The organism is Azorhizobium sp. AG788 (genome assembly GCF_004364705.1).
In the GTDB taxonomy this organism is placed as follows: domain Bacteria; phylum Pseudomonadota; class Alphaproteobacteria; order Rhizobiales; family Xanthobacteraceae; genus Azorhizobium; species Azorhizobium caulinodans.
Genome location: NZ_SOBM01000008.1, coordinates 265,652 through 280,696, shown reverse-complemented (window position 1 = coordinate 280,696; position 15,045 = coordinate 265,652). Strand labels below are relative to the sequence as shown.

At 61.5% G+C, this 15,045-nt stretch carries 8 protein-coding genes, 2 pseudogenes and 1 other annotated feature; of the genes and pseudogenes, 8 read left to right on the top strand and 2 right to left on the bottom strand.

What is annotated here, in order from left to right; genetic code table 11:
* Nucleotides 1–194: 194 nt before the first annotated feature.
* The 4 genes and pseudogenes from DFO45_RS21260 to DFO45_RS21245 form a co-directional block, all read left to right on the top strand.
* A complete protein-coding gene (locus DFO45_RS21260) occupies nt 195–2,348 on the top strand; it encodes a hydantoinase/oxoprolinase family protein (RefSeq protein WP_133866431.1) in 2,154 nt (717 codons plus the stop codon).
* Nucleotides 2,349–2,387: 39 nt separating this feature from the next.
* Nucleotides 2,388–4,718, top strand: coding sequence for a hydantoinase B/oxoprolinase family protein (locus tag DFO45_RS21255; protein ID WP_133866430.1), 2,331 nt, complete (start codon nt 2,388–2,390; stop codon nt 4,716–4,718).
* An 84-nt stretch (nt 4,719–4,802) separates the two neighbouring features.
* Nucleotides 4,803–5,312, top strand: coding sequence for an acetone carboxylase subunit gamma (locus DFO45_RS21250; RefSeq protein WP_133866429.1), 510 nt, complete (start codon nt 4,803–4,805; stop codon nt 5,310–5,312).
* Nucleotides 5,313–5,392: 80 nt separating this feature from the next.
* Nucleotides 5,393–5,803 (top strand): annotated as a pseudogene (locus DFO45_RS21245) (IS3 family transposase); the annotation flags it as partial.
* Nucleotides 5,524–5,639: a sequence feature (AL1L pseudoknot), on the top strand. It overlaps the preceding pseudogene by 116 nt.
* On the opposite strand, the pseudogene DFO45_RS21240 reads toward DFO45_RS21245, so the two are convergent.
* Nucleotides 5,802–6,006: pseudogene (locus DFO45_RS21240) on the bottom strand (transposase); the annotation flags it as partial. The pseudogenes DFO45_RS21245 and DFO45_RS21240 sit on opposite strands and share 2 nt — an antisense overlap.
* 88 nt (nt 6,007–6,094) lie before the next feature.
* Nucleotides 6,095–6,736, bottom strand: a complete 642-nt coding sequence (locus tag DFO45_RS21235) for an FkbM family methyltransferase (protein ID WP_166657205.1) — start codon at nt 6,734–6,736, stop codon at nt 6,095–6,097.
* A 721-nt stretch (nt 6,737–7,457) separates the two neighbouring features.
* Between DFO45_RS21235 and DFO45_RS21230 the strand changes: the two genes are divergently transcribed.
* The 4 genes from DFO45_RS21230 (at nt 7,458) to DFO45_RS21215 (ending at nt 14,992) form a co-directional block, all read left to right on the top strand.
* Nucleotides 7,458–8,321, top strand: a complete 864-nt coding sequence (locus DFO45_RS21230) for a tetratricopeptide repeat protein (RefSeq protein WP_133866427.1) — start codon at nt 7,458–7,460, stop codon at nt 8,319–8,321.
* On the top strand, nt 8,318–10,702 hold the full coding sequence (locus tag DFO45_RS21225; protein WP_133866426.1) for a glycosyltransferase: 2,385 nt from the start codon (nt 8,318–8,320) through the stop codon (nt 10,700–10,702). Before DFO45_RS21230 ends, DFO45_RS21225 begins: the two co-directional genes overlap by 4 nt.
* Complete coding sequence (locus DFO45_RS21220) at nt 10,687–12,135, top strand: glycosyltransferase (RefSeq protein WP_133866425.1); 1,449 nt, start codon at nt 10,687–10,689, stop codon at nt 12,133–12,135. Before DFO45_RS21225 ends, DFO45_RS21220 begins: the two co-directional genes overlap by 16 nt.
* 673 nt (nt 12,136–12,808) lie before the next feature.
* Entirely contained in the window at nt 12,809–14,992 is a 2,184-nt protein-coding gene (locus DFO45_RS21215; RefSeq protein WP_133866424.1) for a M48 family metallopeptidase, read from the top strand.
* Nucleotides 14,993–15,045: the final 53 nt, after the last annotated feature.

Sequence of the window (15,045 nt, the reverse complement as noted above, 5' to 3'; positions counted from 1 at the left end):
GGTGTCCGTCCTCTGGACGTTCGGCTCAGGCACAGTTCGATATTCGGACATTCGCAGACGCAAAGCGAAATCTGTGCAGGCGCGGTAAGGTATTGCAAGACTTGAACTGACCATCTGCCGAATAACTGGCACGCCTTATGCCCCTCTCCCGATAGCCCGGCTCAACAGAAGCCGGCTCGGACAGGAGGACACGCGTGAACATCCAGGCACGGCACGTCAGAAGCGTCCAAGTACTCGGCATCGATGCCGGCGGCACCATGACCGATACGTTCTTCGTCGATTCCGACGGCGATTTCGTCGTCGGCAAGGCGCAAAGCACACCGCAGAATGAGGCCCTCGGCCTCATTGCCTCCAGCGAGGACGGCCTCGGCAGTTGGGGCCTGTCGCTGGCCGACGGGCTGAAGCACCTGCAAACGGGAGTCTATTCCGGCACCGCCATGCTGAACCGCGTGGTGCAGCGCAAGGGGCTGAAATGCGGCCTCATTGTCAACAGCGGCCTCGAAGACTTCCACCGCATGGGGCGGGCGATCCAATGCTACCTCGGCTATGCCTATGAGGACCGCATCCACCTCAATACCCACCGCTACGACCCGCCTTTGGTGCCGCGCAACCTCACCCGCGGCGTGGCCGAGCGCACCGACATGTTCGGCAAGGTGGTGATCCCGCTGCGCGAGGAGACCGCCCGCGCCGCCGCCCGCGACCTGATCGCGGCGGATGTGGAAGGCATCGTCATCAGCCTCCTGCATTCCTACAAGAACCCGGCTCACGAGCGCCGGGTGCGCGACATCGTCCTTGAGGAAATCGCCAAGAGCGGCAAGGCGATCCCGGTCTTCGCCTCGGCTGATTATTATCCGGTGCGCAAGGAGACCCACCGCACCAACACCACCATCCTGGAGGGCTATGCCGCCGAGCCCTCGCGGCAGACGCTGAAGAAGATCTCCGACGCCTTCAAGGAGCATGGCACCAAGTTCGACTTCCGGGTGATGGCCACCCATGGCGGCACCATCTCCTGGAAGGCGAAGGAACTGGCCCGCACCATCGTCTCCGGCCCCATCGGCGGCGTCATCGGCGCCAAATATCTCGGCGAAGTGCTGGGCTACAACAATATCGCCTGCTCGGACATCGGCGGCACCTCGTTCGACGTGGCGCTCATCACCCAAGGTGAGCTGACCATCAAGAACGACCCGGACATGGCCCGCCTCGTCCTCTCGCTGCCGCTGGTGGCCATGGACAGCGTGGGCGCTGGCGCCGGCTCCTTCATCCGGCTCGATCCCTACACCAAGGCCATCAAGCTGGGGCCGGATTCTGCCGGCTATCGGGTCGGCGTGTGCTGGAAGGAGAGCGGCATCGAGACCGTGACCATCTCCGACTGCCACATGGTGCTGGGCTATCTCAACCCGGACAACTTCCTCGGCGGTGCGGTGAAGCTGGACCGCCAGCGCTCGGTGGACGCCATCAAGGCCCAGGTGGCCGATCCGCTCGGCCTCTCGGTGGAGGATGCGGCGGCGGGCGTGATCGAGCTCTTGGACAGCGACCTGCGCGACTATCTGCGCTCGATGATCTCGGCCAAGGGCTATAGCCCGCAAAGCTTCGTCTGCTTCTCCTATGGCGGCGCCGGCCCGGTGCACACCTATGGCTATACGGAAGGGCTCGGCTTCGAGGACGTCATCGTGCCGGCCTGGGCAGCCGGCTTCTCCGCCTTCGGCTGCGCGGCGGCGGATTTCGAATATCGCTACGACAAGTCGCTGGACATCAATCTCGCCCCCGACGCGCCGGACGACTTGTCCGAGAAGGCGGCGAGGACCCTCCAGGGCGCGTGGGACGAACTGACCCGCAACGTGCTGGAGGAGTTCAAGCTGAACGGCTACGAGGCTGACCAGGTGACGCTTCAGCCCGGCTACCGCATGCAGTATCGCGGCCAGCTCAACGATCTGGAAATCGAATCCCCGCTGCCCTCCGCCGACACCGCGCAGGACTGGGCCAAGCTGGTGGAGGCGTTCAACGCCACCTATGGCCGAGTCTATGCCGCCTCCGCCCGCTCGCCGGAATTAGGCTATTCGGTCACCGGCGCCATCATGCGCGGCTCGGTGCCGATCCAGAAGCCGAAGATCCCCAAGGAGCCCTTGGAGGGCGAGGCCCCGCCCGCCGACGCCTTCCTCGGGACCCGGAAGTTCTACCGCAAGAAGCGCTGGGTGGATGCGCAGCTCTACCGGATGGAAAGCCTGCGCCCCGGCAACCGCGTCGCCGGCCCCGCCATCATCGAATCCGACGCCACCACCTTCGTGGTCCCGGACGGCTTCGAAACCTTCCTCGACGGCCACCGCCTCTTCCACCTCAAGGAAGTCTGAGCGCCGCCCTCACCGACACCCATTCAAGGAAACGTCAAGATGAATATCAACGTCCGGCCCCAGGGCGCCCAAGGCGCCACGCGCGGCATCGTGCGCGGCGGCGAAACCCTGAAAGAGCATCGCGACCGCCTGATGGAGGCGACCCGCCGCACCAAGCATTATGCGGGCTTGGAGACGCTGGAACTGCGCGACACCCAGCCGATCCACTACAACAAGCTGTTCTCCCGCCTGCGCGCCGGCGTGGTGGATGCACGCGAGACCGCCAAGAAGATCGCCGCCTCGCCCATCGTCGAGCAGGAGGGCGAACTGTGTTTCACCCTTTACAATGCGGCGGGCGATAGCATCCTCACCTCCACCGGCATCATCATCCATGTGGGGACCATGGGGGCGGCGATCAAATACATGATCGAGAACGACTGGGAGAGTAATCCCGGCATCAACGACAAGGACCTATTCTGCAACAACGACTGCCTCATCGGCAACGTGCATCCCTGCGACATCCATACCATCGTGCCCATCTTCTGGGAGGGCGAACTGATCGGCTGGGTGGGCGGCGTCACCCACGTCATCGACACCGGCTCGGTCGGGCCGGGCTCCATGTCCACGGGGCAGGTGCAGCGCTTCGGCGACGGCTACCAGATCACCTGCCGCAAGGTGGGCGCCAACGACACCTTGTTCCGCGACTGGCTGCACGAAAGCCAGCGCATGGTGCGCACCACGCGCTACTGGATGCTGGACGAGCGCACCCGCATCGCCGGCTGCCACATGATCCGCAAACTGGTGGAAGAGGTGGTGGCCGAAGAGGGCATCGAGGCCTATTGGAAGTTCGCCTATGAGGCGGTGGAGCACGGCCGGCAGGGGTTGCAGAACCGCATCAAGGCCATGACCATTCCCGGCACCTACCGGCAGGTGGGCTTCGTCGATGTGCCCTACGCCCATGAGGACGTGCGGGTGCCGTCCGACTTCGCCAAGCTCGACACCATCATGCATTCGCCTTCGGAGATCACCATCCGCGGCGACGGCACCTGGCGGCTCGACTTCGAGGGCGCCAGCCGCTGGGGCTGGCACACCTACAACGCCCATCAGGTGAGCTTCACCTCCGGCATCTGGGTGATGATGACCCAGACGCTGATCCCGTCCGAGATGATCAATGACGGGGCGGCCTACGGCACCGAGTTCCGCCTGCCCAAGGGCACCTGGATGAACCCGGACGACCGCCGCGTCGCCTTCTCCTACGCCTGGCACTTCCTGGTCTCGTCCTGGACCGCGCTGTGGCGCGGCCTGTCGCGCTCCTATTACGGGCGCGGCTATCTGGAGGAGGTGAATGCGGGCAACGCCAACACCTCCAATTGGCTTCAAGGCGGCGGCTTCAACCAGTATGACGAGATCCATGCGGTGAACTCGTTCGAATGCGCCGCCAACGGCACCGGGGCGACCGCCGTGCACGACGGCCTCTCCCATGCCGCCGCCATCTGGAACCCGGAAGGCGACATGGGCGACATGGAGATCTGGGAGCTGGCCGAGCCGCTCGTCTATCTCGGGCGGCAGATCAAGGCCAATTCCGGCGGCGCCGGCAAGTATCGCGGCGGCTGCGGCTTCGAGAGCCTGCGCATGGTCTGGAACGCCAAGGACTGGACCATGTTCTTCATGGGCAACGGCCACATGTCTTCCGACTGGGGGCTGATGGGCGGCTATCCTGCCGCCTCCGGCTATCGCTTCGCCGCCCACGACACCGGACTGAAGGAGCTGATCGCCTCCGGCGCGCCCATCCCGCTCGGCGGCGACACTGACCCGCAGAACCCCGTGTGGGACGCACTGATGCCCGACGCCAAGATCAAGCGCGACAAGCAGGCGATCACCACCGAGGAGATGTTCAAGGATTACGACCTCTACCTCAACTACATGCGCGGCGGCCCCGGCTTCGGCGATCCGCTCGACCGCGAGCCGCAGAGCGTGGTGGACGACCTCAACGGCGGCTACCTGGTCGAGCGCTTCGCCGCGCAGGTCTATGGCGTGGTGGCGGCGAAGGCGGCGGACGGCGCCTTCACGCTGGATGCGGCGGGCACCGACGCCCGGCGCACGGACATCCGCCGAGAGCGGCTCGCCAAGGCGGTGCCGACGCGCGAGTGGATGAAGGGCGAGCGGGAGAAGATCCTGGCCAAGGAGGCCGGCGACCACGTCAAGCAGATGTTCGCCTCCTCCTTCAAGCTGGGGCCGAAGTTCTTCGCGGACTTCCGTACCTTCTGGGACCTGCCGGACGACTGGACGCTGCCGGAGGAAGAGATCGGCATCCCGCACTATGGCTCGCACTACCACATGGATGTCTCCGAACTGCCGGACGTGAAGACGGTGCAGTTCGTCGAGCAATAGGCAAGACCGGGCATCGGCCGGGGCCTCATTGCACACCCCGGTCGGTGCCCTCCGTCCCAACCATCAAGAAACCGGAGGACACCCATGGCCTATACACGCGCCAAGATCGCCGACCTGGTGGACGGCAAGATTGACCACGACACGCTGCACCAGATGCTCTCCACCCCGAAGGACCCGGAGCGCTTCTCGCTCTATCTGGAGATCCTTCAGGAGCGGGTGAGCTGGGACGACAAGATCATCCTGCCGCTGGGCCCCAAGCTCTACATGGTCCAGATCAAGGAGACAAAGCAGTGGAAGATCCGCTGCGAATGCGGCCACGACTTCTGCGACTGGCGGGAGAATTGGAAGCTGTTCGCCTGCGTCAACGTGCGCGACACGCCGGAGAAGATGGAGGAGATCTATCCGCGCCTGATGACGCCCACCTCCTCCTGGCAGGTGCTGCGGGAATATTACTGCCCGAAATGCGCCACCCTGCACGATGTGGAGGCGCCCACCCCCTGGTATCCCGTGATCCGCGACTTCGAGCCGGACATCGACACCTTCTACAAGGACTGGCTCGGCCTGCCGGTGCCGGAGCGGGTAGAGGCGGCCTGAGGGGTCTCAGGGCGCCCCGGATCGGACGGTATCAGGCGCGCGCGGCAAACGGTCTTTGCGACCGGCTCCCGCGCGCGCTTTGGGTCAGGAAGACCGAGGTCGACGCGGGCAAGCGGGTGGGCGTGCCCAGCGACGTTGCCGAGAAGATGAAGGCGCCGGAGCGGGAGAACGGCGAACTGCGCCAGGCCAACGAGATCCTGCGCAAGACGTCGGCCTATTTCGCTCAGGCGGAGCTCGACCGCCCGTTCAAGCGATGATCGCCTTTATCGACGATCACCGAGAGGCATACGGGGTCGAGCCGATCTGCAGGGTCTTGCCGATCTCCTGTCCACCCACCGCGAGCGGCTGGCCCAGCGGCGCGATCCGGGGCGGATGTCGGTCAGGGTGCGGCGGGACCAGGAGCTGAAGCCCGAGGTCACCCGCGTCTTCGCCGAGAACTTCGCCGTCTATGGCGTGCGCAGGTTTGGCGACAGTTGCGGCGGGAGGGCTTCGTTCGTTCTCCTTCCCCAGATCCTTCAGCCGCTTCACCTGGTCGCTTCAGCCCGCCGAGCTCCTTGCGCCAGCGATAGTAGGTGAACGCCGTCACACTGATGGCCCGGATCGCCTCCGCTACCGGCCGTCCCCGCGACACCAAGACGTCGACCTTCCGAAGCTTCGCGACGATCTCTTCCGGCTTGTGCTTCTTCTGCGCCATCGGGCCATCTTCCAAAGGCTCAAGAAGCCTACTTCACGGAGGACCGTTTTTCACGTGGAGGCCATCTGCATGTAAAGCAACATCATTTCTATGCCATAATGGGGGTGTGCGTACAATATAGATCGTCCACACATCCGTGGTGAACTAGATTTGTGTGGATGAAGTCCATTTCATCTTGGTTGTTCTGTATAGGCAGTGGTGCTCCTTCCTTGAAGCGATACACATATGGGAAATTCTGGCGTAGGTAATCCAGGAGTTCGCGGGGGTTATGATTGCCGAAAGTGATTAACGTAAACGAGTTGAATTCCAGGTATACGCTCGGTCGGAAAGTGTGTAGTGTTTTGGTCGCCCCTCGCAAAACCTCTATTTCATAGCCTTCTACATCCAGCTTAATAAAGTCTACCCTGGGAAATCCTTCCTGGCTCAGAAAATCGTCGAGCCGATCGACCTTCACGGTTCGATTGCCCCCTCCCAAGGCTGTGCCCGATGGTGCGAGGCGATTCCCGCTGGAGTCGTTCGGGTCAGACATAAATGTCAATTCACCGGCGCGATCTCCCAGCGCAAGTTGGTATGGGGTGCAGTTCGAAAGATTATTTGCGACGATAGTTTCCTGAAGGAAGCCGAATGTCTGCGGATCGGGCTCGAAAGAGAGGAAGGAGCTTCCGGGAAACGATTTTCCGAGAATTGCTGTGGTCAATCCGATATTTGCTCCGATGTCGAGACCGTACATTTGGTCATTCAAGTGATTGTCAATGATGTATAATAAAAAATTATTCGTCTGAATTCCGGTATCGATATCATTGAAGTAAAGATCTCCAGTGCGCCCATATATTTTTAAAAAATGGTCGCGGTATTCAATTATTTTTAAGTCCAATGTATCCTCCGTTAGTGTATGTATGCATATTTTCGTATTAGAATGCGCGGAATGCCTGAATGGGTCGCTCGCGACTTCCTTGGATGCTGATTGCCGCTTGTTAGGCGGGTGGATTGGCTGGGAGGGCTCGGTAATCTCGCGCGTGCCATGGCTACCATCAGGTGGCGGTGGTGGAGCTTTCCAGTAAGGCCTTTCAATATAGAAATTTCGACGTTGGCTGCTCTGATTTTTGCTAAGTCGTGAATTGTGTGACGGTAGGGTCGATCTTAATGCGCATTGTGGCAAAATGGATGAGCTCGTATATGGAGATCAAAATAGTTTTCTATCCTGATTAACATTCATTCATCATTATAATAAGTTCAATCTATTATATAGATAGCTAGAAATTTTCTTAAAAAATTGTCAATTGGCCTGTGGCGGTATAATCCATTTTGTCAAAGCTTCATGGGAGATTAAGAGCTAAATACGGATCGAGGTCTATTGTTGAGAAATTTTATCTCCTGAGGTGCGGGGCGTAGTTTTCCCTGCGTCTCGTTGAGAAGGATGCCCGATCGCGCGGTGATCGCATGGGGGGCTGATGATGGGCTTTATATCTCAGATATCGAAGCGCCTCCGGGCGCGGGCTCTTTTCCGACTTGCCGATACCGCGCGTGATGAGCGAAGGTGGGATGCCGCGGCCGATTTTTATGCTCAGGGGCTTCTCATTACGCCGGACGCTTTCGCTGCGTGGGTTCAATGCGGTCATGCTCGAAAGGAAGCCGGTGATCTGGTCGCCGCCGAAGCTTCATACAGACAGGCTATGAGGTTGCGACAAGAGGACGCTGATCTTCATGTTCAGATCGGCCATTTGTTTTCCCTCCGCGGTCAGTCTGGAGCTGCGGCGGAACACTACCGGAGGGCGGCCGAACTTGGTTCCCGCGATGTCCATGCCCTCCAGTATGCAGATGCTCGCACCAGACGGCAGGCGTCCGCTCCACTGACGTCAGCAGCGGACGGCTTCGCCAGGGCCGATGAGTTGCGCGACCGGGGAGACTTCGAGTCAGCCGCGCTCTTCTACGAAGATGGACTGGCCATCGATCCGCGCTCTTTCCCGCATTGGGTTCAGCTGGGGCACATGCGGAAGGAGAGCGGGGATCCGGAGGCGGCTGAGCGCGCCTATGTCCAGGCTTTTAAATTACAGCAGGACGACGCTGACCTCCTCATCCAGATGGGGCATCTTTACAAGAGCATCGGAGAGCGAGCCAAGGCCGGCGACTGCTATGCGCGCGCCATACTTCTTGGTTCCCACGATATGCACGCCTTGCGTTTCCTGGCCGAGTCCGAGGCGCGTTTTGCGCTTTATCGAGAGATGCTTGACAGATTTGAGGGGGTGGACCTGCGCGTCGTGTCAAAGCGCCGATCTGGTAGCTTCGCGATGCAGGTCGTCCAGATGGTTTCATGACGAAGGGCTCTGACGTGCCAAAACGGATATTTTGGCTCGGCATGCACAAAGTGCTTCGCACCACCGAGCTGCCGCAGCTTCGAGACATGGGATATGAGGTTTTCAGCCCGGCCTACATTTCGGATGTTTATGATCAGTCCGCAGACCGGGCGATCGATTTCGACCAGCCGACAACACTTCCAGACGACGTATTTGCAGAGCTTCTAGCGCATAATTTTTTCTATTCGAGCATTCCGTCGCACATTGGGGATTATCTGAATCAATATTTTGACTGCGTGATCGTCACAATCAACGCTGACTGGCTGCGTTCGATTGTCGATGTGTTCAAGAAACGAATTATCTACCGCATATATGGGCAGCCATACTCACTTTCCGAGTATATCATGAAGAGCGGAACGTGGGAAAAGATTATGGTGCATGGCGATTTTCATATCGTGCCATTCGCCGCAGAAACGACGGAGTTTGAGCGCCCATGGTTCCGTGATCTCTGTGCTGGCGTCGTGCCCTATCAGATCCCCGATGATGTGTTCGATTTTACCGGAACGTGGGGTGGAGCCTCCCACAATGGTACAATTGCGACCAGCATTCCGAACGTCGAGAATGCCTATTATAGCTCTGAGTATCGGCGCTTTAATTCTGCCTTCCCGCATCGCGTCTTCAGGATTTATGGGCCACAGCGGTCGACACCAGATGATACGCGTTTTGTCGGCGCGCTGCGGAGGCAGGACTTCCTGGGGCGCCTTCGGGATTCTGCGGGTTTCTTCTATAATTTCCGTGATCCGGTCTGCTATCTGGCCCCGATAGAGAGCATGCAGATTGGTGTGCCGGTGCTTTTCGCTCCGGGCTCGCTGCTGCACCGCTTCTACCCTGACAAGACGCCCGGCCTGATCCGCAATCAGATCGACGCGGAGCGCAAGATCAAACTGCTGCTGAACAGCGATGCAACATTCGCGGCAGAAGTGATTGAATCGCAAGAGCCTGTGCGCCAGCGCTATGACCGGGAGATTGTCAGGCCCAAGTTCGAGCGTCTGTTCAGAGCTCTCATTGATCGGGAACCTGCGCATGCCCCGTGTCTTGTGTTCGATCACCGATCGATACCTGTCCGCTCCCCATTGGCCCCGCAGAGTGGTGCTGGGTCCGATACCGTTGCGTTGCTGATGCACATCGACGGTTTGGTCGGCTACGCCGGGGGCAAGCCGTCCGCCTTCGAGGGAATCCCGCGCGTGATCGAAGCGGTGGTGTCTGCGCTCCAGGCTACCACTGATCTCAGGTGTGCGATCACATGCACCGAAACCTCCGTCAGCGTCATGTACGACTTTTTCAGGGATTACGTCGCCTCCGGTAGAGTCGAGCTGATCCCCATTCCTGCAACCGCCATCAATGAGGAGGTGATTCAGTCCATAGGAAAAATGATCGTCGTCAATCATATCAATGGCCGCGAGGATATAAAGAGCGTACTTGTTCCCCACTATTATCTGTTTCCGGAAAGCCTTTTCCTGAAAAAGCGGATAACGCTCTACCTTCCGGACTATTTTCCATATCTGATGCCGGAAGCCATTTTCGATATTTCCCGCGAGAAGGATATCGAGAACAAGGAAGTCGGCGTCGCGATCGCTAAAAAGGCCGCGAATATCCTGACAAATTCTGACTTCACGCGCAGCTACCTGCCCGCGGCCGGCTTCGTGCGCCCGTCCGAGGCAGACAAAGTGATCGTTGCGCCGCTTCCCCTGCTCGGCGAGCGCGGCGTTGAACAGCTGTCACGTGACCGCGAGACCCAGCTCAAGGCCGAGATCGGCGGGCGCCCTTATCTATTCTATCCCACCGCGGTGCGGCCGAACAAGAATATCGGCTTTTTCCTCCGCGTGCTCGCGGAGATGCGTGTCAAAAATCCCGATATGATCGCGGTACTCACGGGCGATCTTCGGTCGGTGCCGGGGGTGCAGGAGATCTGCGACGACCTCGGGCTGGAACAGCACATCGTGTTCATGAGGCGCGTCGGGGATGACGTCCTGGCGTGGCTATATCGGCACGCCGTTGCGCTCTGTCTTACGTCGTCGGTGGAAGGGAACTTCCCCCCGCAGGTGCTCGAAGCTCTCGCATACGGTTGCCCGGTCGTATCGACGCGGTTGCCGACCATAACGGAAGTGCTGCCGGACGGTTTCGAAATGCTTCTCCTGTGCAATGAGCGTGACCAAGCCGATTTTACCCGGAAGATCGATATCGCCATGGAGCAGCGTGACCAGACACTGCTCCGGCAGGCCGCAGTTATGGGTTTCATGCGTGAGCGTAACTCGATCGCCGTTTTCGCCGGGAAGGTCGCCGCCTCCCTCGGCTATGGCGACGCCTTGAGCCGGGAGATTGAGCAATGCGCATCGGCGTGATGAGCGCCAGCATCACCGGTATGACCGGGCATGACGCTTTGTCGATGGTGCTCCGTTTAAGAGAATCGGGCGAAGATGTGGTGCTCTTTACCGATGCGACGCGCGCGGGCAGCCATGCCTCCGTCTACGATTTGGCAGATGCGCCGCTCCTGATGTCTGCCGGTGATCTGCTGATTTATCACTTCAACGGGCCGGATGAGGCTGCCGAGCGCATTCTCCAGAGACTGAAATGCGAGATTGTTCTCCGTCCACACACCCTCGCACAGCACGAGATCGATCCGAAATCGTCGGTTCGCGCGGCCAGGCGTCAGCGAGAAACCCGGGCTGCTCTGGCGCGGCTGAGGGATAGAAGGGTGATAGAGGCATGGCTGCCTGCGGGCCTCATTCTTGAAGAAGCCGAGCGGACACTTCGTATGCCCTGCGCTCGCGTTCCCCAGTTTATAGAGACTGATAGCCTATTTAGGGCGCCAACTGAGAGTCAGGCCAGCTCCGCGCTGACCGAGCACTGGCTTAATATCCTTATCGTTTCGCCCCTCGCGGCAGACGCCGGCATCGAGCAGGCCCTGCGCACCTTCAGCGGCTTCAACCGAACGGCGCTGGCCGGAGCGCATCTCCACATTGTCGGCGATGCCGGCGGGGACGACCAATATTTGCGTCATCTGGGTGGCTTGGCGGGCGGCCTTCAACTCGCCGGGTCATTCACCCACCACCTCGATCCGCTGCCGGATGCCCTTGCGTCACTCTATAGGGGCTGTGACCTGTTCCTGGCCGCGCAGGGGACGACGCCGGAAGCGGTCACGCGTGCCCTGGCGTTCGGTCTGCCCGTCGTTGCGCTCTCGTCTCCCACCGCTGCAGATCTGGCTGGTGAAGCTGCCTTTCTGGCGGGGTCACCAGATAAGCTGGCCAATATGGCTCATACGCTGGTCATGGATGCCTTCGGCATGGCCTCCGCGAAACGTGCTGCCCTTCAGCGGTTCAACGACCATTGTGAAAGTCGGCACGTCGCTGCATCGCTCCTTACGGCACTCTCAAATACACGCCGTAGGCTTCTTGAGCCGATTGGTGAACATGCCGATATCAGCGGTGACTGGTTCGGCATTCCACAGGCCGAGGAATTGGTCCGAGCGGCCATCCAACTCGCGCCGGATCTCCGGGCTCATTCTCTCGACGGGGAGGACCGGCGGCGCGATTTTATCGCATGGGTCATTTCCGTCGAGTTCGGCCGCTCCGAGGCGCGCCCCGGTCTCCTCGGCGGTCCGCAGTTTAGCGCCTACGCGGCGCATCTCCCGGTGCCGCCAGCCGCTGCGCATCTCGGCGCCGAACAGCGCCTGAAGTGGTTTTTTGACAGAGAAGTACGCAGCGCCTTCGATCTTCAAAGCTCTGCGTCGGTGGCCGCGTATATCGAATGGTCGCAGGAACAGGCGGCCGCCTAGCTGCGGCGGCCGGAGAGGATTTTATCGCCGCCAACGTTTTGGGTGACTATTGTACGAATACATCTAGTGGTTGTTAAGATCATCCTTCGGAGACTTGAAGCGCCTGTCAGATGGACACCATCAATGCTGCGAACCGAAGCTGCGCCACTATTTCAGGTTTGAGCGGGTTGTGAGTGCCGTAAGGTCAAGCTCCCATTCGAGAGCCTGCAGTGTCGCTTCATCGATCTCGCCGCCGCGGTGCAGACGGATCAGTTCCATGCGGCCGGCGCTCAGGGTTTGAAGCGTCAAGGGCAAGTGGGCGCGCAGCGTGGCGCGGAACTCCTGCTCCCGTCCAGCAGTCGCCCCACTCACTCCAGATCCCCCACCATCTGCCCCAAATTCTCGGGCGAGGCTGGAACCCCGTGTAGCCATGGGCGTTCTTCGAGCGTCCACGGCACAGTCAAAGCTCCGTTGGGCCTCTTTAGTGAGAGTATCATGGTGCCGGAGATGGTGTTTGCTCGTTCGATGGCTGTGTTCCTGATAGATGAACATGTGTTTATATTGGGATTTTCTCGCTTCGAGACATGTGTTGGGATGGATAAGCGTAGCGTCATCTTGCGTAGTCTCCATGCCTGATGCAGAAAACGACATGGTGCCCGTATCTGCTTGCTGAATTCGCCCGGAGCCCCGTCCCATGGACAATCAGCCCATTCCGACACCGACGGCCCGCATGCGGGCGCTGCTCATCCTGTTCGCGGCCACCATCCTGCTGCCGGCGGCTCTCATCGGCCTCGGATACTGGGAGCACGGGCGGGTTTCGGACGCGCTTGCGCAGGCGCAGGATCGGCGGGATCGGATGGCCGGCATGCTCCAGCAACTGGAAGCTCGACAGAAGCCGGGCGCCGGCATCGATTACAGCATCCGCTTCATGCGCGGCGGGCAGACCTTCGTGGGTCCGCTGGCCATCTCCGAGGCCCGCAAGACGCTCGACTATCTGGACGAAGGCGTCCTCCTTGAGGAGGTGCGGCAACCCCTGCCGATGGTGGCGATGGTGAGCGCCGCGGCGGTCGCCGCGCTCTCCGTGCTGGCCATTCTCACGGCTGTTCTGCTGGGCCGGGCGGGGCGTGCGTCGCGCGACATGCTGGTCGCCGGCTTCTCGTTCGCCCGCCGCATGCTGCGCCCGCTGCTGCTCGTGCAGGTGGTGCTGGGGGCGCTCGCGTTGATCGCGGTGGTTGTCTTTGAGGCGCTGCCCTTTGTGCATGGGGGCGGGCGGGAGTGGGGCCTGAGCGACGGAAACGGCGCCAAGCTGTTTGCACTGGGCGTCGCGATCGCCGGCGTCGCTGCCTGGACCGCCTTCAAGACCTTCGTCAGGCTGCGGCGCGCGGTGCAGGTCTTCGACCCCGATCCCATGCCGATCATCGGCCACACGGTCAGCCGCGCGGAAGCGCCGGGCCTGTGGGGGCTCGTGGACGATCTGGCCGGGCGCCTCGGCGCGCTGAAGCCGGACAATGTGGTGGTGGGTCTCGCCGGCGGCTTCTTCGTGTCTTCCGGGCCGAAGGTGCTGCGGCCGGACGATACGCGGCTCTCGGGCAACACGCTCTATCTGCCCTTGCCTTATCTCGCTTTGCTGCGGGAGGACGAGGTGGCCACCATCATCGGCCACGAACTGGCTCATTTTTCCGGCGGCGATACGCAATACAGCCTCCGCTTCGTGCCGCTCTATGCCGGGGTCTCCCGCTCGCTGGAGGCGGTGGCGCTGGCCGGTATGACCGGCGACGGCAAGATCTCGCCCTTCACCTATCCGGCCTTCCAGCTCGGTGTGTTCGTGCTCAACCAGTTCGACGGCGCGGTCCTGCACTGGAGTCGCAAGCGCGAGTTCGAGGCCGACGCGGCGGGTGCGCGTGTCACCTCGAACGAGGCGGGCGCCCGCGCGCTGCTGCGCACGCTGGCGGTGGAGCCTCGCATCAATGAGGTGCTCGAGGCGGCCCACGAAGATCCCGACAACGCCCCGGCGGATCTGGTGGCCTTCACCGTGGACCATGTGGCAGACCGGGGGGCCGAGGACCCGAGCCCTCACCTCGACAAGCGCCAGCCGCACCCCACGGACACCCATCCGCCCACCGTGCAGCGCATCGCTGCCCTCGGGCGGGAGGTGACGCCGGCCGCACTCGCCGAGGCCGTGGCGCCGCCCGCGCCGGGTGCCCTTTCTCGCCTGTCCGCCTATTTCGCTGACCCAGCCGGCATCGCGCGGACCGCCAGCGCGCGCTTCGTGGGCACCGTGCGCCAGAACATGCAGGCCCAGCGCGAGGCCCTTCAGGCGCTGGCCGACGAGGTGCAGGCCGAGCCGGTGCCGCTCCATGAGAACACGCGGCCCGGTGCGATCTTCCTCTTCGTCTTCGGCGGGCTGTTCGTCGCAGCTGCGGCCGCCGTCGCCGTCATGGGGCGCGTGCCGGGCTTCTCTGTCTCCGAGACGCAGCTCCTGGCCGGGCTCGCCGGCGGGATGGGGCTGATCTTCATGCTGTTCGGCATCCCGCTCCTGCTGCGCAGCCGGAAGCCCTGCCTGATCCTGGAACGGGATGCGCTGGTCCACCCGGGCCTCGACCGCCCCATCGTGTGGACCGACATCAGCGGCACCGGATACGCGAATGACCGTGGCGCCCTAGTCATCAATCTGGCGATCGGTCCGGACGCCCCGTTTCCAGCCAAGGTACGAGGCGCGCGCCGCATCAAGGTGAAGCCGAAGCAGCGGCTCATCACCATCAAGGCGGTGCCCCCGCGCAAGCTCAAGGCGCGTGGAATGGCGGATCTCATCGAGGACTACATCCGGGCCGCCCATGCCCGCCGCATTCTGGCGGAAGACGCGCGGCTGAGCGCGTAAGCCGCATCGCCAGACGTTGATATGAAAAGAAGGGGGAGGCGCGGGCGCGCCTC

Coding starts and splice junctions, on each gene's coding strand:
- DFO45_RS21255 (WP_133866430.1), top strand. CDS start 2,388: ATGAATATCAACGTCCGGCCCCAGGGCGCCCAAGGCGCCACGCGCGGC.
- DFO45_RS21225 (WP_133866426.1), top strand. CDS start 8,318: ATGACGAAGGGCTCTGACGTGCCAAAACGGATATTTTGGCTCGGCATG.
- DFO45_RS21250 (WP_133866429.1), top strand. CDS start 4,803: ATGGCCTATACACGCGCCAAGATCGCCGACCTGGTGGACGGCAAGATT.
- DFO45_RS21215 (WP_133866424.1), top strand. CDS start 12,809: ATGGACAATCAGCCCATTCCGACACCGACGGCCCGCATGCGGGCGCTG.
- DFO45_RS21220 (WP_133866425.1), top strand. CDS start 10,687: ATGCGCATCGGCGTGATGAGCGCCAGCATCACCGGTATGACCGGGCAT.
- DFO45_RS21230 (WP_133866427.1), top strand. CDS start 7,458: ATGATGGGCTTTATATCTCAGATATCGAAGCGCCTCCGGGCGCGGGCT.
- DFO45_RS21235 (WP_166657205.1), bottom strand. CDS start 6,736: ATGTACGGTCTCGACATCGGAGCAAATATCGGATTGACCACAGCAATT.